This window comes from Sphingopyxis sp. Geo48 (genome assembly GCF_949769155.1).
Taxonomy (GTDB): Bacteria; Pseudomonadota; Alphaproteobacteria; order Sphingomonadales; family Sphingomonadaceae; genus Sphingopyxis.
Map to the genome: position 1 here is coordinate 1,101,794 of NZ_CATKPA010000001.1, position 18,128 is coordinate 1,119,921.

At 65.3% G+C, this 18,128-nt stretch carries 21 protein-coding genes; 13 read left to right on the forward strand and 8 right to left on the reverse strand.

The window, feature by feature from the left end:
- Positions 1-60: 60 nt before the first annotated feature.
- From QOL79_RS05620 to QOL79_RS05635, 4 genes are read left to right on the forward strand one after another with little or no spacing between them, the layout of a single operon-like run.
- On the forward strand, positions 61-309 hold the full coding sequence (locus QOL79_RS05620; protein WP_058455525.1) for a BolA family protein: 249 nt from the start codon (positions 61-63) through the stop codon (positions 307-309).
- A gap of 11 nt (positions 310-320) precedes the next feature.
- Positions 321-680 carry a DUF2200 domain-containing protein gene (locus QOL79_RS05625; protein WP_058455393.1) on the forward strand — a complete coding sequence of 120 codons (360 nt, stop codon included), beginning with the start codon at positions 321-323 and terminating at the stop codon, positions 678-680.
- On the forward strand, positions 677-1,048 hold the full coding sequence (locus QOL79_RS05630) for a cupin domain-containing protein (protein WP_197410149.1): 372 nt from the start codon (positions 677-679) through the stop codon (positions 1,046-1,048). Before QOL79_RS05625 ends, QOL79_RS05630 begins: the two co-directional genes overlap by 4 nt.
- Positions 1,048-1,932 carry a pirin family protein gene (locus QOL79_RS05635; protein ID WP_058455392.1) on the forward strand — a complete coding sequence of 295 codons (885 nt, stop codon included), beginning with the start codon at positions 1,048-1,050 and terminating at the stop codon, positions 1,930-1,932. The genes QOL79_RS05630 and QOL79_RS05635 overlap by 1 nt, the downstream gene beginning before the upstream one ends.
- A 203-nt stretch (positions 1,933-2,135) precedes the next feature.
- On the opposite strand, the gene QOL79_RS05640 is transcribed toward QOL79_RS05635, so the two are convergent.
- Both QOL79_RS05640 and pdxH read right to left on the reverse strand, forming a co-directional pair.
- Positions 2,136-2,954 carry a PhzF family phenazine biosynthesis protein gene (locus tag QOL79_RS05640; RefSeq protein WP_283418927.1) on the reverse strand — a complete coding sequence of 273 codons (819 nt, stop codon included), beginning with the start codon at positions 2,952-2,954 and terminating at the stop codon, positions 2,136-2,138.
- Positions 2,951-3,529 carry a pyridoxamine 5'-phosphate oxidase gene (pdxH, locus tag QOL79_RS05645; RefSeq protein WP_283418928.1) on the reverse strand — a complete coding sequence of 193 codons (579 nt, stop codon included), beginning with the start codon at positions 3,527-3,529 and terminating at the stop codon, positions 2,951-2,953. The genes QOL79_RS05640 and pdxH overlap by 4 nt, the downstream gene beginning before the upstream one ends.
- A gap of 130 nt (positions 3,530-3,659) precedes the next feature.
- Between pdxH and QOL79_RS05650 the strand changes: the two genes are divergently transcribed.
- The 7 genes from QOL79_RS05650 (at position 3,660) to QOL79_RS05680 (ending at position 11,307) form a co-directional block, all read left to right on the forward strand.
- Positions 3,660-4,583, forward strand: a complete 924-nt coding sequence (locus QOL79_RS05650) for a DnaJ C-terminal domain-containing protein (protein WP_283418929.1) — start codon at positions 3,660-3,662, stop codon at positions 4,581-4,583.
- 3 nt (positions 4,584-4,586) lie between these two features.
- Positions 4,587-5,669, forward strand: a complete 1,083-nt coding sequence (locus QOL79_RS05655; protein WP_058455389.1) for a YihY/virulence factor BrkB family protein — start codon at positions 4,587-4,589, stop codon at positions 5,667-5,669.
- Positions 5,666-6,493 (forward strand): enoyl-ACP reductase FabI, encoded by an 828-nt coding sequence (fabI, locus tag QOL79_RS05660; RefSeq protein ID WP_058455388.1) that lies wholly within the window; start codon positions 5,666-5,668, stop codon positions 6,491-6,493. Before QOL79_RS05655 ends, fabI begins: the two co-directional genes overlap by 4 nt.
- Positions 6,486-7,016: a GNAT family N-acetyltransferase gene (locus QOL79_RS05665; RefSeq protein ID WP_058800336.1), complete on the forward strand. Its 531-nt coding sequence runs from the start codon at positions 6,486-6,488 to the stop codon at positions 7,014-7,016. Before fabI ends, QOL79_RS05665 begins: the two co-directional genes overlap by 8 nt.
- Positions 7,017-7,020: 4 nt before the next feature.
- A complete protein-coding gene (gene aroC, locus QOL79_RS05670; RefSeq protein WP_058455386.1) occupies positions 7,021-8,097 on the forward strand; it encodes a chorismate synthase in 1,077 nt (358 codons plus the stop codon).
- A gap of 1 nt (position 8,098) precedes the next feature.
- Positions 8,099-9,883 carry an SLC13 family permease gene (locus QOL79_RS05675; RefSeq protein WP_283418930.1) on the forward strand — a complete coding sequence of 595 codons (1,785 nt, stop codon included), beginning with the start codon at positions 8,099-8,101 and terminating at the stop codon, positions 9,881-9,883.
- A 74-nt stretch (positions 9,884-9,957) separates the two neighbouring features.
- Positions 9,958-11,307 carry a dicarboxylate/amino acid:cation symporter gene (locus tag QOL79_RS05680; RefSeq protein WP_283418931.1) on the forward strand — a complete coding sequence of 450 codons (1,350 nt, stop codon included), beginning with the start codon at positions 9,958-9,960 and terminating at the stop codon, positions 11,305-11,307.
- 9 nt (positions 11,308-11,316) lie between these two features.
- On the opposite strand, the gene QOL79_RS05685 is transcribed toward QOL79_RS05680, so the two are convergent.
- Positions 11,317-12,219 carry a hypothetical protein gene (locus tag QOL79_RS05685; protein WP_283418932.1) on the reverse strand — a complete coding sequence of 301 codons (903 nt, stop codon included), beginning with the start codon at positions 12,217-12,219 and terminating at the stop codon, positions 11,317-11,319.
- A gap of 172 nt (positions 12,220-12,391) precedes the next feature.
- Between QOL79_RS05685 and QOL79_RS05690 the strand changes: the two genes are divergently transcribed.
- Together QOL79_RS05690 and QOL79_RS05695 are read left to right on the forward strand one after the other, a co-directional pair.
- Positions 12,392-13,783 (forward strand): cytochrome P450, encoded by a 1,392-nt coding sequence (locus QOL79_RS05690; protein ID WP_283418933.1) that lies wholly within the window; start codon positions 12,392-12,394, stop codon positions 13,781-13,783.
- A gap of 37 nt (positions 13,784-13,820) precedes the next feature.
- A complete protein-coding gene (locus QOL79_RS05695) occupies positions 13,821-14,537 on the forward strand; it encodes an extensin-like domain-containing protein (RefSeq protein ID WP_283418934.1) in 717 nt (238 codons plus the stop codon).
- On the opposite strand, the gene QOL79_RS05700 is transcribed toward QOL79_RS05695, so the two are convergent.
- The 5 genes from QOL79_RS05700 to sufC form a co-directional block, all read right to left on the reverse strand.
- Complete coding sequence (locus QOL79_RS05700; protein WP_058455380.1) at positions 14,538-14,894, reverse strand: HesB/IscA family protein; 357 nt, start codon at positions 14,892-14,894, stop codon at positions 14,538-14,540.
- Positions 14,894-15,364, reverse strand: a complete 471-nt coding sequence (locus QOL79_RS05705) for an SUF system Fe-S cluster assembly protein (RefSeq protein WP_058455379.1) — start codon at positions 15,362-15,364, stop codon at positions 14,894-14,896. The genes QOL79_RS05700 and QOL79_RS05705 overlap by 1 nt, the downstream gene beginning before the upstream one ends.
- Positions 15,361-16,542 (reverse strand): aminotransferase class V-fold PLP-dependent enzyme, encoded by a 1,182-nt coding sequence (locus tag QOL79_RS05710; protein ID WP_282949788.1) that lies wholly within the window; start codon positions 16,540-16,542, stop codon positions 15,361-15,363. The genes QOL79_RS05705 and QOL79_RS05710 overlap by 4 nt, the downstream gene beginning before the upstream one ends.
- Positions 16,539-17,270 carry a SufD family Fe-S cluster assembly protein gene (locus tag QOL79_RS05715; protein ID WP_282949787.1) on the reverse strand — a complete coding sequence of 244 codons (732 nt, stop codon included), beginning with the start codon at positions 17,268-17,270 and terminating at the stop codon, positions 16,539-16,541. The genes QOL79_RS05710 and QOL79_RS05715 overlap by 4 nt, the downstream gene beginning before the upstream one ends.
- A gap of 109 nt (positions 17,271-17,379) precedes the next feature.
- The gene (gene sufC, locus QOL79_RS05720) at positions 17,380-18,123 is read right to left on the reverse strand and encodes a Fe-S cluster assembly ATPase SufC (RefSeq protein ID WP_058455521.1); all 744 of its coding nucleotides are present in this window, start codon (positions 18,121-18,123) and stop codon (positions 17,380-17,382) included.
- Between the last annotated feature and the right edge of the window lie 5 nt (positions 18,124-18,128).

Sequence of the window (18,128 nt, forward strand, 5' to 3'; positions counted from 1 at the left end):
TTTGGCGATGGACGGCTTATGGTCAACCCCATGAGCAGCAAAGGCCCCGCACAGCAAGAGATGGAAAGCCTGCTCGCCGCAGCCTTTCCCGACGCCATATTCACCCTCAGCAACGATAGCGCGAATCATCATGGCCACGCCGGCGACGACGGGTCGGGCGAGTCGCATTTCAGTCTCAGGATCGAATGGGCGGGCTTCGCCGGCCAAAGCCGCGTCGCGCGGCAGCGTGCGGTCAACAAGGCGCTTGGTGACCTGCCCGGCCAGCGCGTCCACGCGCTCGCGATCAGGGCGACGGCTCCGGGAGAATAGGACGGTCGGTCATGGATGAGCATCGCATCTACGGCTACAGCTTTGCCAGCGTCTATCCGCACTATGTCGCCAAGGCAGAGCGCAAGGGACGCACCAAGGCCGAGGTTGATGAGATCATTCGCTGGCTCACCGGTTATAGTCAGAAGGAACTGGAGGTGCAGATCGCGACGAAGGCGGACCTCAGGGCGTTTTACGGCGACGCGCCAGCGCTGAATGTCGCCCGCGACCAGATCAAGGGCCTCGTTTGTGGCATCCGCGTCGAAGAGATCGCCGAGCCCCTGATGCGCGAAATCCGCTATCTCGACAAACTGATCGACGAACTTGCGAAGGGAAAGGCAATGGAAAAAATCTTGCGGGCGCCCGCGCCGTGACAATCGACAAGGTCAATCTCGCCGAAGCCTTCGGCAGTTTCCACGATCATTGGAACCCGCGCGTCGCGGGCGATATCAATGACTTCCAGGTCAAGCTGGTCAAGCTGGAGGGCAAGTTCGACTGGCATCACCACACGCAAGAGGACGAGCTTTTCCTCGTTGTCGCCGGCCGCATGAAGATGGCGTTGCGCGACCGCGACGTCATCGTCGAGCCCGGCGAGTTCATCATCGTCCCGCACGGCGTCGAACATTGCCCCGAGGCGCTGGACGGCGAGTGCTCGGTGCTGCTGCTCGAACCCAATTCGACCTTGAACACAGGCAATGTCGAGACAGGAAAGACCCGCAAGACCCTCGAAAGGCTCGGCTGATGTTCACGATCATCACTCCCTCGACCCACGACATCGGCGCGTTCGACGTGCGGCGGACCTTGCCGAACAAGGAACGGACGATGGTCGGCCCGTTCATCTTCGTCGACCAGTTCGGCCCGGCGCATTTCGACATCGGGCAGGGGATGGATGTGCGCCCGCACCCGCACATCAACCTGTCGACGCTGACCTATCTGTTCGAGGGCGCGATCGACCATCGCGACAGTCTCGGCACCTATGCGACGATCCGTCCCGGCGCGTGCAACCTGATGACCGCCGGGCGCGGCATCGTCCATTCGGAGCGCACGCCGCCGGCAGAGCGCGCCAGCGGTTCGCCGATCTCGGGCATGCAGACCTGGCTCGCGCTGCCCGACGGCAAGGAAGAGGTCGATCCGGCGTTCGAGCATGTCGCCGCCGAGGATCTGCCGATCGTCGAGGACGGGCAGGTGTCGGCGCGCGTGATCATGGGCAGCCTGTGGGGCGTCACTGCACCGACGACGCAGCATAGCGCGACGATCTATGCCGACATCCTGATGAACGCCGGGGCGTCGTTGCCGATCGAGGCCGAGGCCGACGAACGCGCGGTGCTCGTCGCGATGGGCGACGCCCGTCTCGATGACGAGGCGCTCGACCGCTACAGCCTCTATATCCTGAAGCCGGGGCAGGCGATGACATTGCGCGCCGACAGCGATGCGCGCGTGATGCTGCTCGGCGGCGAGGCTTTCACGACCCCGCGCCATCTGTGGTGGAATTTCGTCAGTTCGTCGCGCGACCGCATCAGCGAGGCCAAGCGCGACTGGAAGGAGCGCAAATTCCCGCTCGTCCCCGGCGACACCGAGGAGTTCATTCCGCTGCCGGGGATGCCGAAGGTGCCTGACTATCCCTGAGAGGTGATTTTCGGCCGGACCACGACATTTACGGCATCGTCATTCCGAACTTGTTTCAGGATCATTGGCCCGACGTTTCCTTCGGCACCGCGTCAAATTCGAGCTTAGTCCATCGATGCAGAAACAGCGAAGCCATCGCGGAGCCAGCATGACGAGAATTGAGGGGCGGCTCCCCACACCAAAGCGGGACGCTCCCGCCTGAACTACAGCAGGAACTCCCCCGCCAGCGTGGTCACGCAGCGCCCCGAAAGCTCGACCCGATCGCCCGCCAGGCGGCACCCCACATGCCCGCCGCGCGCGCTCGCCTGATAGGCCGCGAAATGATCGCGGCCGAGGCGCGTCGTCCAATAGGGCGCGAGTACGCTGTGCGCCGATCCGGTCACCGGATCTTCGGGTATCCCCGCGCCGGGAGCGAAGGCGCGGCTGACGACGTCGGCGCCCGACGGGTCTCCGGTGCCGGGTGCGGTCGCGATATAGAGGATGTCGCCCTCGCTCAGCGCCGCGAGATCGGGCGTCAGCGCGCGGACTTCCTGGGCGCTGTGATAGACGATCAGCGCATAGCCGCTATCGTGCCACAGCGTCTCGACGACATCGCCGCCCATAGCGCGCGCGACGTCGGGTAGCGGCCTGGCCGTCGCGCGATAGGCCGGGAGCGTCATCAGATAGGCGTCGTCATCGCCGCTTCGTGTGACCTGCAATATGCCTGCCTTGCGCGTGCGGAAGCGCATTTCATTCCGCCATTGCGCCGCCGATAGCAGGACATGCCCGCTGGCAAGCGTCGCATGGCCGCACAGCGCGACCTCGAGCGTCGGGGTGAACCAGCGCAACTCGTAATCGGCCGCGCCGCTGTCATCGGGGACGAGGAACGCGGTTTCCGCAAGATTATTCTCGGCCGCCATCGCCTGCAGCAGATCGTCGCCGAGCCATTCATCGAGCGGCATCACCGCGGCGGGATTGCCGGTAAAGGGCCGGTCGGCAAAGGCGTCGACGCGGGTGATCGGGAAGGAACGCAGCGCGGTCATGGGTAGAGAAGCCCTTTCGTCCATCCTTCGCCGCTGCGGACATAGAGGTTACGCTCGTGAAGGCGATGTTCGCGGTCCTGCCAGAATTCGATCCGTTCGGGCGTGACCCGCCATCCCGACCAGCGCGGCGGGCGCGGCACGTCCTGCCCCTCGAACCGCGCCTGCATTTCTGCGAAGCGCGCCTCGAAGGTCTCGCGGCTATCGAGCGGGCGCGACTGGTCGCTCGCCCAGGCGCCGAGCTGGCTGTCGCGGCTACGCGTGGCGAAATAGGCGTCGGCGGTGGCATCGTCGACCGGCGTGACCACCCCCTCGATGCGAATCTGCCGCCGCAACGATTTCCAGTGAAAGAGCAGCGCCACATGCGCGTTCGCGGCGAGTTCACCGCCCTTGCGGCTGTCGAGGTTGGTGTAAAAGACGAAGCCGTCGGGGCCGCGGCCTTTCAGCAGCACCATCCGCACCGAAGGCCGCCCGTCGGGCGTGCTCGTCGCCAGTGCCATGGCATTGCCGTCGTTGGGCTCGCTCGCGCGGGCTTCCGTGAACCAGGTGTCGAACAGCGCAAAGGGATCGTCGGTCATGCGCGCGTCATAATGCGGGGCGGAGCGATGGTCGAGCGAAAGCGGCGGCCTTGACCGTTTCGCGCAATGTTCCCACATCGCCCGCTAATGGGCCTTCACGGCCGGTCACTTATCGGGCTATTGACGACAGATGGCAGACCCTTATTCAACCCTTGGCATATCGAAGAGCGCGACCGAGGCGGAGGTCAAGTCCGCGTACCGCAAACTCGCCAAGGAACTGCACCCCGACCGGAACAAGGACAATCCGAAGGCGGCGGAAAAATTTTCCGACGTGACCAAGGCCTATGATCTGTTGTCCGACAAGACGAAGCGCGCGCAGTTCGACCGCGGCGAAATCGACTCCGAGGGCAACCCGGCGATGCCCTTCGGCTTCGGCGGCGGCGGGTTTCGTGGCGATCCGCGCGGCCAGCCACAGGGCGGTTTCGGCGGGTTCGGCGGCGACGGCGCCGATTTCGGAGATATTTTCGAGGGACTGTTCGGCGGCCGCGGTGGCGGCGGGCCGTTCGGCTTCGGCGGCCACAGCGCACCGCCCGCGAAGGGCGCGAACGTCGGCTATCGGCTGTCGGTCCCTTTCATCGACGCCGCGACCCTGGCCATGCAGCGGATCACGCTGTCGGACGGCAAGACGATCGACCTCAAGCTGCCTGCCGGGGTCGAGACGGGCACGCAGATGCGGCTTGCGGGCAAGGGACAGCCGGGACCCGGCGGCAATGGCGACGGCATCGTCACCATCGCGGTCAAGGATCACCCCTTCTTCGAACGCGACGGCGACAATATCCGTCTCGACCTGCCGGTCACGCTGAACGAGGCGGTCAGGGGCGCGAAGATCAAGGTGCCGACCGTTGACGGGCCGGTGATGCTGTCGATTCCCGCCGGTTCGACCTCGGGCAAGGTCATGCGCCTCAAGGGCAAGGGTTTCAGCCGGAAGGGCGGCGGTCGCGGCGACCAGCTCGTGCGGCTGATGGTCGACCTGCCCGCGAACGATGCCGACCTTGCGAAGGCGTTGGAGGGGTGGACCGACGGCCGCGCGGTGCGAGCGGATCTTGGCGTGTGATGCGTGGCTGATCGCAGACAGGAAAATGCCGCTGCCGCGCTCGAGCGCGAAGTGGCCGAGGAAGTCGGCCAGGAATTTCTTGCCGAGGGGCATTCACCCCACTCGCCCGAAGCCCGCGCCGAGCGCGCGAAGCGCACGCACCTGCGCGCGCGGGCGCAAGGGGTCATCGAGCGCGGGCGCGAGACGCTGGGGCCGGGAACGCGCGTATTTCACGTGCTTCGCCGGGTTGTCGTCGGCACGTACACCGACGGCTTCATCCACGCGGGCAATCTCGCCTATCTCGCGCTGATCGCTCTCTTCCCCTTCTTCATCCTGCTCGCTGCGGTGCTGAGCGTTCTGGGCGGTAGTTTCGGCGGCGAGCGCGCAATCGAGGCGGTGTTCTCGGTGATGCCGCCGACGGTGGCGCGGGCGCTGGAAGGCCCGATCCGCGAGGTGATGACCGCGCGCACCGGGCTGTTCCTCTGGCTCGGCGCGCTAGTCGCCTTGTGGACCGTGGGCAGCTTCATCGAAACGATGCGCGACATATTGCGCCGCGCCTATGGCACGCATTTCTCGCGCGGCTTCTTTCACTACCGCCTGATCTCGATCGGCATCATCTCGGGCGCGGTCGTGCTGATGCTGATCTCGTTCAGTATGCAGGTGCTGATCGTGGGCATCGAGCAGTTCGTCGAGCGTGTCCTGCCGCCCGCCTATCAGTCGGCGGGCGTGGTCGCCATTTCGCGCGGGGTGTCGGGCTTTGGCCTGTTCGTTGCGATCTACCTGCTCTTTTATTCGCTGACCCCGTCCAAGTACCGCACCCGGCAATTCCCCAAATGGCCGGGCGCGCTGTTCACGACGCTCTGGTGGATCGCGGTCACGCTGGCATTGCCTCCGCTGCTTGCCGGCCTGTTTCGCTATGACGCGACCTACGGCAGCCTTGCGGGCGTGATGATCGCGCTGTTCTTTTTCTACCTCGTCGGATTGGGTATGGTGATCGGCGCCGAACTGAATGCCGCGCTCGTCGAGGTTGAGGATTTGGGCCACGACGCTATTGGGCGCGCGGACGATGTGATTATCCAAGACAAAAAGGCCGGAGAAGAAAAATGACGGGTCTGATGAAGGGCAAGCGCGGGCTGATCATGGGTCTCGCGAACGACAAGTCGCTCGCCTGGGGCATTGCCAAGGCGCTGCACGCGCATGGCGCCGAGCTGGCGATTTCCTATCAGGGCGAGGTGATGGAAAAGCGGGTGAAGCCGCTCGCCGAGCAACTCGGCTGCGATTTCCTGCTCGATTGCGACGTCGCCGATATGGACAATCTCGACGCGGCTTTCGCGACGCTGGCAGCCCGCTGGCCGACGATCGACTTCGTCGTCCATGCCATCGGCTACACCAACAAGGAAGCGCTGCGCGGCCATTATGCCGACGTGACGCTCGACGACTTCCTGATGACGATGAACATCAGCGTCTACAGCTTCACCGCGGTCGCCAAGCGCGCGGCGGCGATGATGACGCCCTTCGATCCCGAAACGGGCACCGGCGGCGGCTCGCTGCTGACGCTCAGCTATTATGGCGCCGAGAAGGTGATCCCGCATTACAACGTCATGGGCGTCGCCAAGTCGGCGCTCGAGACCAGCGTCAAATATCTCGCCAACGATTATGGTCCGCAGGGCGTGCGCGTGAACGCGATTTCGGCCGGCCCGATCAAGACGCTCGCCGCCTCGGGCATCGGCGATTTCCGCCTGATCCTGAAATGGAACGAATATAACGCGCCGCTGCGCCGGAACGTCACGATCGACGACGTCGGCGGCTCGGCGCTTTACCTGCTGAGCGACCTGTCGAGCGGCGTGACGGGCGAAACGCACCATGTCGATGCGGGTTATCATACGGTGGGCATGAAGCAGGAAGACGCGCCGGACATTGCGCTTGCCTGACGGCATCGCCATCCGTGCCGCGACGGCGGCGGATGGCGACGCGATCGGCGCGGTGATCCGCGCGGCCTTTGCCGGCACCGGATTCGGGCATCAGGGCGAGGCGCGGCTGGTGCGGATGCTCGAGGCCGATGGTGACGTGTTGACGTCACTCGTCGCCGAGCGCGACGGCGCAATCGTCGGGCATGTTCTGCTCAGCCGGATGGATGTCGCGGCCGACGGCGCGGCGCTGTCGGCGGCCGGACTTGCGCCAGTGTCGGTCGCCCCGGATCACCAGAGGCAGGGGATCGGCGATGCGCTGATCCGCGCCGCGCTCGATGATCTGCGCAAACAGGGTGTGCAGATCAGCTTCGTCCTTGGTCACGAATCTTATTACCCGCGTTTCGGCTATTCGCCCGACCTCGCAGCGCGTTTCGCATCGCCCTTTGCGGGGCCGCATTTCATGGCGATGATGCTGGACTCGGACGCGGCTTGGCCGCTAGGCGGGCGAGCGGACTACGCTCCCGCATTCGGCCGGATGGGATAGGGCAATGAGTTTCAACAGCTTCGGACGCGTCCTTCGCTTCACGACGTGGGGGGAAAGCCATGGTCCCGCGCTTGGCGCCGTCGTCGACGGCTGTCCGCCGCGTCTCTCGCTGTCCGAAGGCGATATCCAGCCCTATCTTGACAAGCGCCGCCCCGGCCAGTCGCGCCACACGACGCAGCGGCAGGAACCCGATCAGGTGCGCATCCTGTCAGGCACCTTCGAGGGCAAGACGACGGGTACGCCGATCAGCCTGATGATCGAGAATGTCGACCAGCGGTCGAAAGACTATGGCGAGATCGCGCAGGCCTATCGTCCCGGCCACGCTGATTACAGCTATGACGCGAAATACGGCATTCGCGACTATCGCGGCGGCGGCCGGTCGAGCGCGCGCGAGACCGCGGCGCGCGTCGCGGCGGGCGGGGTCGCGCGGCTGATCATTCCCGAGGTGCAGATCCACGCCTGGGTCGCCGAGATCGGCGGCGATGCGATCGATCCCGCCAACTTCGACCTCGAAGAAATTGATCGCAATCCCTTTTTCTGTCCCGACCCGGCTGCGGCGCAGCGCTGGGAGGGGCTGATGGACGCCGCCCGGAAGGCAGGCAGTTCGCTGGGCGCGGTGATCGAATGCGCCGCGAGCGGGGTTCCCGCGGGATGGGGTGCGCCCATCTATGCCAAGCTCGACAGCGACCTCGCCGCCGCGATGATGGGGATCAACGCGGTGAAGGGCGTCGAGATCGGCGCGGGCTTCCACGCGGCGCGCCTGCGCGGCGAGGAAAATGCCGACCCGATGCGCCCGGCGAGCGACGGCAGCAACCGCCCCGATTTCCTGTCGAACAATGCCGGAGGCATCGCGGGCGGCATCTCGACCGGCCAGCCGGTGGTCGTGCGCGTCGCCTTCAAGCCGACCAGCTCGATCCTCACCCCCGTGCCGACGATCAACAAGGCGGGCGAGGCGGCCGACATCGTCACCAAGGGGCGGCACGATCCCTGCGTCGGCATCCGCGGGGCGCCGGTGGTCGAGGCGATGATGGCGCTCGTTCTCGCCGACCACAAGCTGCTGCACAGGGCGCAGAACGGCTGACATGATCGAGGCGCTGAGGGCCTTTATCGAAGCGCATCAGGCGGTCATTTCGCTGCTCGTATTGGCCGGCATTTTTGTCGGCTTCCTGATGGAGCGCCTGCCTGCGACGGTCATCGCGATCCTTGGCGCCTGCACTTATCTCGCGCTCGGCATCCTCGATGCCGATGGACTTTATTCGGTCTTTTCCAATTCGGCGCCGATCGTCATCGGCGCGATGTTCGTGCTGTCGGGCGCGCTGATCCGCACCGGGGTGATCCAGCGCGTCGCCGACGCGATCATGAAGCGCGCCGAAAAACACCCGCGCCTCGCCATCGTCGAAGTGCTCGTCGGGGCGCTTGTCGCCTCGGCCTTCCTCAACAACACCCCGGTCGTCGTCGTCCTGATCCCGATCGTGCTGAAACTTGCCGAGGTAACGGGGGTGAGCGCAAAAAAGCTGCTGATGCCGCTGTCGATCGTTGCGGTGCTGGGCGGCACGCTGACCTTGATCGGCACCTCGACCAACCTCGTGGTCGACGGCATCGTGCGGCAGGCGGGGATGGAGCGTTTCGGCATTTTCGAGATCACCCCCATCGGCCTCGTCACCGCGGCGTCGGGCATGATCGGCCTTGCACTGATGTGGTGGCTGTTGCCCTCGGACAAGCCGATAAGCGGGCCCGCGGGGACGCATGATGCGCACCAATATCTGACCGAACTCGTCTTGAGCGAGGACGACGATCTCGTCGCCATGACGGTCGAAGCGTTCCGGGACCTGCCGCGCTCGGGCCGTATCGTCGGCGTGCGCCGGGGCACCGCGGTCGTGCGCGGCGCCGACCTCGACAGCTGGATTCTGGCCGCGGGTGACCGGCTGATCGTCCGCGTCGACGGCGCGACGCTCATGACCTGGCGCGAGCAGGGCCGCTTCGGCCTCGGGATCGGCGGGGGGGAGCCTGCCGAAGGCGACCTCGTCGTCGAAACGATGATCGCATCGAACCATCCGGCGATCGGTCAGCGGCTGATCGATATTCCGTTCCTGCAAAAGATTCGCGCGCGGATCATCGGACTCGACCGTCCGGCGCACGAACCCGGCCCCGACCTCGCCAGCGTCCGAATCCGCCCCGCCGACCGCCTGCTCGTCGCGGCCGGGCCGCGCGAGGTCGAGGCGCTGCGCGACAATCCTCACCTGATCGGGGCGGACCTCGCGAAGGTGCGCGCCTTTCGCCGGGGCAAGGCGTGGATCGCGATCCTGTGCATGGCATCGGTCGTCGCGCTCGCGGCGCTGGATATCATGTCGATCGGGGTGGCCGCGATCATTGCCATCGGCGTCATCCTGGTGACGCGCTGCATCGACAGCGAGGAGGCGTGGGGGACGATCGACGGCGATGTGCTGATCCTGATCTTCGCGATGCTCGCCGTCGGGCTGGCGCTCGAGCAGAGCGGGGCCGTGGCGATGATGGTCGGCTGGGCGCAGCCGATGCTTGCCGGCCAGCCGGCGTGGGTGCTGGTATTCGGCATCTACTTCTTCGCCCTGATCCTGTCGGAACTGCTCAGCAACAATGCGGTCGCAGCCTTGATGACGCCCGTGACATTGGCAATGGCGTCAGAGCTTGGCGTCGATCCCCGTCCGTTGGTTATCGCGCTGATGATCGGTGCGTCGGCCTGTTTCGCGACCCCGATCGGCTATCAGACGAACACGATCGTTTATGCCGCAGGCGATTATCGCTTCGTCGATTTCGTGAAGATCGGTGTGCCGTTGAATATCATCACCGGCGTGTCCAGCTGCTTCGCGATCGTGTTTTTCCTGACCTGAGATTGCCCCCCGCCGACCAGCCTGTTACCCCCGCACGATGAAATGCCCGCACCAGCGGGACAGGGGAGTTCTGGATGGCACGTCGCCTCACTTTGTACATCTTGCTCGGCATGGTCCTCGGGATCGTCGTCGGCTTTCTCGTGCGGAGCTTCGTGCCCGCGGACAGCGTGGAATTCGAATATTGGCTGAAGGGGTTCGGTACCCTCGCCACCATCTTCCTCAACCTCATCAAGATGCTCGTCGCGCCGCTGATCCTCGGCACGCTCATCGCCGGCATCGCGCATATGGGCGACAGTTCGGCGCTCGGCCGCATCGGCACCCGTGCGATCGCATGGTTCGTCCTTGCCAGCCTGATCTCGATCAGCCTCGGGCTGATCATGGTCAATTTGCTCGAGCCCGGCGCCGGTCTGCATCTCGCGGTCGGCGCGCATTCGTCGGCGGAGGTCGGCGAGGTCAAGAAGCTCGATATGTTCGAGTTCATCGAGCATATCTTCCCGAAGAATGTCATCCAGGCGATGGCGGAGAACAATGTCCTCCAGATCCTCGTCTTCGCGCTGTTCGCGGGCGTCGGCCTGTCGGCGCTGGGCGAAAAGGGCAAGCCGCTCGTCCGCGGCGCCGAGGCGCTCGCCGAACTGATGCTCCAGATCACCGGCTATGTCATGCGTCTTGCGCCGTTCGCGGTGTTCGGGGCGCTGGCCAAGGTGGTCGCGCAATATGGCCTCGGCATCCTCGCCACTTACGCCGAGCTGCTGACCGAATTCTACATCTCGCTTGTCCTGCTGTGGGTGATCCTGCTCGGCGTCGGCGCGCTGTTCCTCGGCAGGCGGATCGTCCAGCTTGTCCGCTACGTCCGCGAGCCGCTGCTGATCGCTTTTTCGACCGCGTCGTCGGAAGCGGCGATGCCGAAACTGTTCGAACAGCTCGACCGCTTCGGCGTGCCGCGCCGCATCTCGGGCTTCGTGCTGCCGCTCGGCTACAGCTTCAACCTCGACGGGTCGATGATGTACGCCAGCTTCGCGACGATCTTCATCGCGCAGGCTTATGACATCGACATACCGATCGCGACGCAGATCCTGATCCTCCTCACCCTGATGGTGTCGTCGAAGGGGATCGCGGCGGTGCCGCGCGCCAGCCTCGTCGTCATCACCGCGACGCTCGCGATGTTCGACCTGCCGGTCGAGGGTGTCGCGCTCGTTTTCGCGATCGACCATTTCCTCGACATGGGGCGGACCGCGACCAACGTCGTCGGCAATGCCGTCGCAACCAGCGTCATCACCAAATGGGAAGGGATGCTGGAAGAACCGGACCCCGCCTTCGAGGAGCGGCCGCACGCCCCCGCGCACACAGCCCATCATGGCGCGCGCGGGCTCGAACTTCAGGAGGATATGGTCGCCGACAAGCGGACGCCGCCCGCCGATGCCTGACGCGCCGCGTCAGTCCTTGTCAGGGGTGATCGACCGCTCGAACCGCTGCGACCGTTCGGGCGCCGGGGCCTGCCGCTGCGCGGGCGGCGTGTAGCGCGGCGCCGCGGACGGCGGCGCGGCCTGTGGTCGCACCGCAGCCGGCCGGTCGATCGAGGGAGCAGGGCGCGGCCGGACCGCCTCGGGACCGCGCGGCGTGCCGCCACCCTGCCGCGGCGACCATGTCCGCACCGGGCGTTGCGCACCGGCTGGCCGATCCGCCGTCGCCTCGCCTTGCGCCACCGGCGGCGCCGGACGCGGGCGGACATAGCTGCCGCCTTCGCCGCGCGGCGGGCGCGGGCGGACGGCCGAGGGGCCGCCACCGGGGCGAACGGGATTGGTCGTGGTCGGCGGATTGCCGCCTTGGCCGCCGTTGCCCCAGCCGGGACGCGGGCCGTGCTGGCCATCGCTGCCGGGATGGCCGTTCCAGCCGCCAGGACGTCCGGGACGACCGTCGTCGTCACCGCGGCCCGGACGGTTCCAGTTGCCGTCGCCATGGCCGCCATGATGCTTCCACCACGCGCGCCGCCCGCCCCAGTAATTCAGATACTGGCCGCGCAGCGGATAGCGGTTGCGATAGCTGTCGAAGAGCCAGAGGCCGTAGCCCGGATAATAATAATTGTCGTACCAGCCGCCGCCGAAGCCGATCTGCGCGAAGCCGCCGCCATAGTCCGACGCGTCATAGCAGTCATAGCCATAGCTGTCGTCATAGGCATAACCGTCATAATCGTAATAGTCGGCGCCATAGCGCGAGGCACAGTCACCGCCCGAGGCATAGCTGCTGCCGTACACATCGCCATAATAGCAGCCACCGAGCGCGGTCGTGGCAAGCGCGCCAAGCGTCATAGCGAGGGAGCGTCGGAATGCCTTGACCATGACCTTATCCTTTGAGGGTCAAACGGATGCGACCCGTCATCTTGCCGCGAGATTGCGCGAGTCGAGTTGAATTTGCGGTGAATGGAGTCCGGGCGCTGCGACGCGCGCTACTTGCATCGATGTCAGTAGTTCGATAGCCTGCCGCCAATCGCAACGACGGACGAGGTTTTCCATGAACGCCCCAGCGAAGTTCAACTGGTCCGAAGGCCGCTTCGGTCCCGACACCGCGCACTGGCTGCCGCGCAATCCCGACGCCGCGCTCGACCATATTCCGGGCGAGGACGGGATGCCGGTGATCGGCAACACGCTCGAACAGCTTCGCGATTATCCCTCGTTCACGCGGCGCATGGTCGGCAAATATGGCCGCGTCTATCGCAACAACAGCTTCGGCGGGCGCAGCGTTGCGCTGCATGGACCCGAGGCGAACGAACTGGTGATGTTCGACCGCGAGAAGATATTCTCGTCCGAACAGGGGTGGGGACCGGTACTCAACCTGCTCTTCCCGCGCGGACTGATGCTGATGGATTTCGAGAAACATCGCGCTGACCGCAAGATCCTGTCGGTCGCCTTCAAGCCCGAGCCGATGCGACACTATGCGGATTCGCTGAACGAAGGAATCCGCGACCGCGTCGCCGCGTGGAGCGGCAAGACCTTCAAATTCTACCCTGCGATCAAGGAGCTGACGCTCGACCTTGCCGCGACCAGCTTCCTCGGCATTCCGTGGGGGCCGGAGGCGGACAAGGTCAACAAGGCCTTCGTCGACATGGTGCAGGCGTCGATCGGGGTCGTGCGCCGTCCGCTGCCCTTCACCGCGATGGGCCGCGGCGTGAAGGGACGCGCCTATCTCGTCGACTATTTTGGCAAGATGGTGCCGGAGCGCCGTGACGGCGCGGGCGAGGATATCTTCAGCCAGATCTGCCGCGCGAGGGACGATGACGGCGAATATCTCACGACCGGTGCGATCGTCGATCATATGAATTTCCTGATGATGGCGGCGCACGACACGATCACCAGCTCGATCACCACGATGGTGTACCAGCTCGCGAAACATCCCGAGTGGCAGGACCGGCTGCGCGAAGAGATGCTGAGCGTCGCGCCGGCGGGCGAGGGGGTTGGGCATAACGGCCTCGGCGAGCTGGAATTGACCGAATGGGCGTTCAAGGAGTCGCTCCGTCTCGTGCCCCCGGTGCCAAGCTTCCCGCGCCGCGCGCTAAAGGATTTCGAATTCGGCGGCTATCGTATCCCGGCGGGTACGTCGGTCGGGGTCAGTCCGGCCTTCACGCATATGATGGAGGAGCATTGGCCCGAACCCGAAAAGTTCGACCCGATGCGCTTCGCACCCGAGGCAACGCGCGAGCGGCACAAATATGCATGGGTGCCCTTCGGCGGCGGCGCGCATATGTGTCTGGGGCTGCACTTTGCGTACATGCAGGCGAAAATCTTCCTTCACCATGTCGTGACAACGCATCGCATCGTGGTGCGTGACGGTTACGCTCCCGAGTGGCAGATGCTTCCCATCCCGCGTCCGAAGGACGGGCTGACGGTGACGTTCGAACCGCTCTGAACTTGCCCGTTGGCGCGCCGCGCGCCATCTGGGACGAATGAAAAGCCTGCGCGCCTACCTGATCTGGTTCGCCATCGCCGTCGTGCTGGCGATCGGCGCAATCCGCGTCATGCAGTGGGTGCGCGCGCATCCCGAGCATTTCCCGGGCGCCCGTTTCGAATTCGAGCATCCGCAGGGCTGGGCGACGCACCGCAAGCTGATGAACTTTGCGGGTGACGATGCCGCCTGCTTCGCTGCCTTCGACCGGGCGAAGGCAGGCTATGAGAGACGGCCTGTCGTCGGGAGGGGGCGGTGCCGCGCGACCCAGCGGATGGTCCTGACCGGCAACGCTCTTGTGCCCACCATGCGCCCGGCCAATGCCGCGCCTGGCTGCGCCGTGACCGCGGCGATGGCGCTCTGGACGCGCGACATCGTGCAACCCGCGGCGCGGAAATATTTCGGGCAGAATGTCGCCGAACTCGAAAATCTCGGCAGCTACAATTGCCGCAAGATCGCGGGCCGCGAGGCTCAGAGCGAGCATTCGACCGCCAATGCGATCGACATTTCGGCTTTCGTTCTTGCCGACGGGACGCGCATTTCGCTGATCAACGACTGGGCGCCAGGCGACAAGCGCAGCGAATTCCTGCACGAGGTCCGCGACGGGTCGTGCGACCTGTTCTCTACGGTGCTGTCACCGGACCATAATGCGGCGCACGCCGATCATTTCCACCTCGATATGGCGGTGCGGACGGCGGGTTGGTCGATCTGCCGCTAGTTAGACGGTGAAGCTCTCACCGCAGCCGCACGCGCCCTTGGCGTTCGGATTTTCGAACACGAAGCCGGCGGCGAAATCATCCTCGACCCAGTCCATCGTGCTGCCGATCAGGTAGAGCACCGATGCGCCATCGATGTAGAAGATACCACCGGGAGTCTCGATCTTCTCGTCGAACTTCTGCTCTTCGGTGACATAGTCGACCGAGTAAGCGAGCCCCGAGCAGCCGCGACGCGGGGTGGACAGGCGGACGCCGATCGCTCCATCGGGGGCGGACGCCATCAGCTTCGCGATGCGCTCTTCGGCGCCGACGGTAAGCGTCACCGCAGCGGGGCGTGCACGGGTTTTCGTTTCGGTCATCACAGCATTCCCAGTTCGAGCCGCGCTTCGTCGCTCATATTCTGCGGCGACCACGGCGGATCCCAGACCAGATTGACCTCGGCATCGCCGACCCCCGGCACCGCGCCGACGCGCAGTTCGACCTCGGCGGGCATCGATTCGGCGACCGGGCAATGCGGCGTCGTCAGCGTCATCGTGACCATGACATGCCCCTCGTCGATCTCGACATTGTAGATCAGCCCGAGGTCGTAGATGTTCACCGGAATTTCCGGGTCGTAGATGTCCTTCAGCGCGTTGATCACGGCCTCGTACAAATCGCCGCCAACCGCGCCTGGCTCGACCGCCGCGGGCTTGGCCGCCAGGAAGCCTTCCAGATAGTCGCGCTTGCGTTCCAGCTTTTCCGGAGCCGTCTCGACATCCTCGACGCGCGCCTTCGGCGGCGCCTCGACGCTCGCGACTTCTTCCACCTTGATCATGCGATCCTCGCTCATCCGAAAATCCTCTCGACGCGGGACAGGCCCTCGATCAGCGCCGCCACATCGTCTTCATTGCTGTACACGCCGAAACTCGCGCGCGCGGTCGCGGGTACCCCCAGATGCTCCATCAGCGGCTGCGCGCAATGGTGCCCGGCGCGGATCGCGACCCCGCTCTCGTCCAAGATAGTGCCGATGTCGTGCGGATGAACCCCCGCCATCGAAAAGCTCACGATTCCAGCGCTGTCTTCGGGGCCAAAAAGCGTGATGCTGTTCTTGCGCGCGAGCTGTTCGCGCAGGCTCGTCACCAAGGCGATCTCGTGGGCGTGGATCGCGTCGATCCCGATCGCTTCGACATAGTCGACGGCCGCCGCGAGCCCGATCGCCTCGATGATCGCCGGCGTGCCCGCCTCGAAGCGTGTAGGGGCGGGGGCGTAGGTCGTGCGTTCAAAGGTAACGCGGTCGATCATCGACCCGCCGCCCTGCCAGGGTGGCAGGCTGTCGAGCTTGTCGCTCCACAGCACGCCGATCCCGGTGGGGCCGTAGAGCTTGTGGCCCGAGAAGGCGTAATAGTCGCAGCCGAGCGCGACGACATCGACAGGCAGCCGCGGCACGGCCTGGCAGCCGTCGATCAGCAGCTCGGCGCCGACGCGGTGCGCGAGTTCCGCCGCGCGTGCAACGTCGAGCGGACTGCCGAGCACGTTCGACACGTGCGCAAAGGCGACCATATTGTGGTCTGGGGTCAGCAGCTTCTCTGCCGCATCGAGGTCGATACAACCGTCGGCGGTGAGCGGGCAGACATCGACCTGCCAGCCGGCAAGCTGCCAGGGCACGATATTGCTGTGATGCTCGAGCACAGAGAGCAGCACCCGACCCTTTCGCGGGTGCGAGTAGGCGACAAGGTTGATCGCCTCGGTCGCGCCGCGCACGAAGGTCACGTCGTTCTCGCGCGCGCCGATGAAGGCCGCGATCCGCCGACGCGCGGCTTCGTAGGCGAGGGTCATATCTGCCGACCGCGCATAGACGCCGCGATGCACCGTCGCATAGTCGCGGCCCATCGCGTTGACAGTGGCGTCGATCACCGACTGCGGCTTTTGCGCGGTCGCTGCGGTGTCGAGATAGTGCCAGCCGGGCGGCAGACCGGGAAAGTCGGCGCGGACGTCGGGGAAGGTGCGGAGGGCGGTCGTGGTGGTCATACCAGTTCCCCCAGCTTCGCGAGCGCAAGCGCCTGCAACCGCTCCTCATCTTCCGCGCCGTCGAACACGCCCGCGACAAAGGCCTGCAGCAGGATCTTCTTTGCCTCGGCGGGTGGCAGGCCGCGCGACTGGAGATAATAGAGGCCCATCGCATCGAGTTCGCCGATCGCGCAGCCATGCGCGCATTTCACATCGTCGGCGAAGATTTCGAGTTCGGGCTTGGCGTTGGCGGTCGCGCTGCGGTCGAGCAGCATCGCCTTCACATCCTGTTCGCTGTCGGTTTGCTGCGCATCGCGCGCGACGGCGACCTTGCCGAGGTAGGTGCCGGTGGCGGTGCCGCCCAAGACCGACCGCACGACTTGTCGCGACGTCGCGCCGGGTTCGGCGTGTGTGACGGTGGTGACGATCTCGAGATTCTGCTCGCCGCCGCCGATCTGCGCCGCCCCGAACCTGAAGTCGGCGCCTTCGTGCAGCGTCACCGCGAGCTCGATACGGCCATAGGCGCCGCCGATGTTGAGAACATGCAAATGAGCGACCGCACCCTTGCCGAGCACCAGTTCAATCTGGCGGATGTCGCCGGCGTCCTGCACGATTGCGCGTGCAAATTTACCGCCCGCGGGCACGATGATGCTCTCGGGCGCAGGTAGCGGCCACGCCGCGGTCACCGCGTCGATATCGCTATAGCGCCAGGCTTCGTCGCGCCGGGTGGGAAGTGTGGCGATCGTCAAACCACGACCTCCCACACGTCGTCACCCCGGACTTGATCCGGGGCCCACGCGGTCATGGATGCCGGATCAAGTCCGGCATGACGATGGAAGGGAAGGCGCAGGGGAATGATCACGCCGCGATCTCCGCATAGCCTTCGCGTTCGAGCTCGAGCGCCAGTTCGGGGCCGCCCGATTTGACGATGCGCCCTGCGGCTAGAACATGCACGAAATCGGGCTGCACATAGTCGAGCAGGCGCTGATAATGCGTGATCAGCAGCACCGCCTTGTCGGGGCGGCGCATGATCGCGTTGATCCCGTCGCCGACGACGCGCAGCGCGTCGATGTCGAGGCCACTGTCAGTCTCGTCGAGGATCGCGAGCTTGGGGTCGAGGATGCCCATCTGGACCATCTCGTTGCGCTTCTTCTCGCCGCCCGAAAAGCCGACGTTCACCGGACGCTTGAGCATGTCCATGTCCATCCTGAGCAGCCCCGCCTTCTCGCGCGCCAGCTTCAGGAAATCGCCGCCCGACAGCGGCTCTTGCCCACGCGCCTTGCGCTGGGCGTTCAGGCTTTCGCGCAGGAACTGGACGTTCGACACGCCGGGGATTTCGACCGGATACTGGAAGCCCAGGAACAGCCCGGCGGCGGCACGCTCGTGCGGGTCCATATCGAGCAGATCCTGTCCGTCGAAGGTCGCCGAACCCTCGGTGACTTCATACCCCGGCCGCCCGCCGAGAACATAGGACAAAGTCGACTTGCCCGCGCCGTTGGGACCCATGATTGCGTGAATTTCGCCCGCATTAATGCTGAGCGACAGACCCTTCAGGATCGGCTTGTCGGCGACGGTGGCGTGGAGGTTTTCGATTTTGAGCATCATAT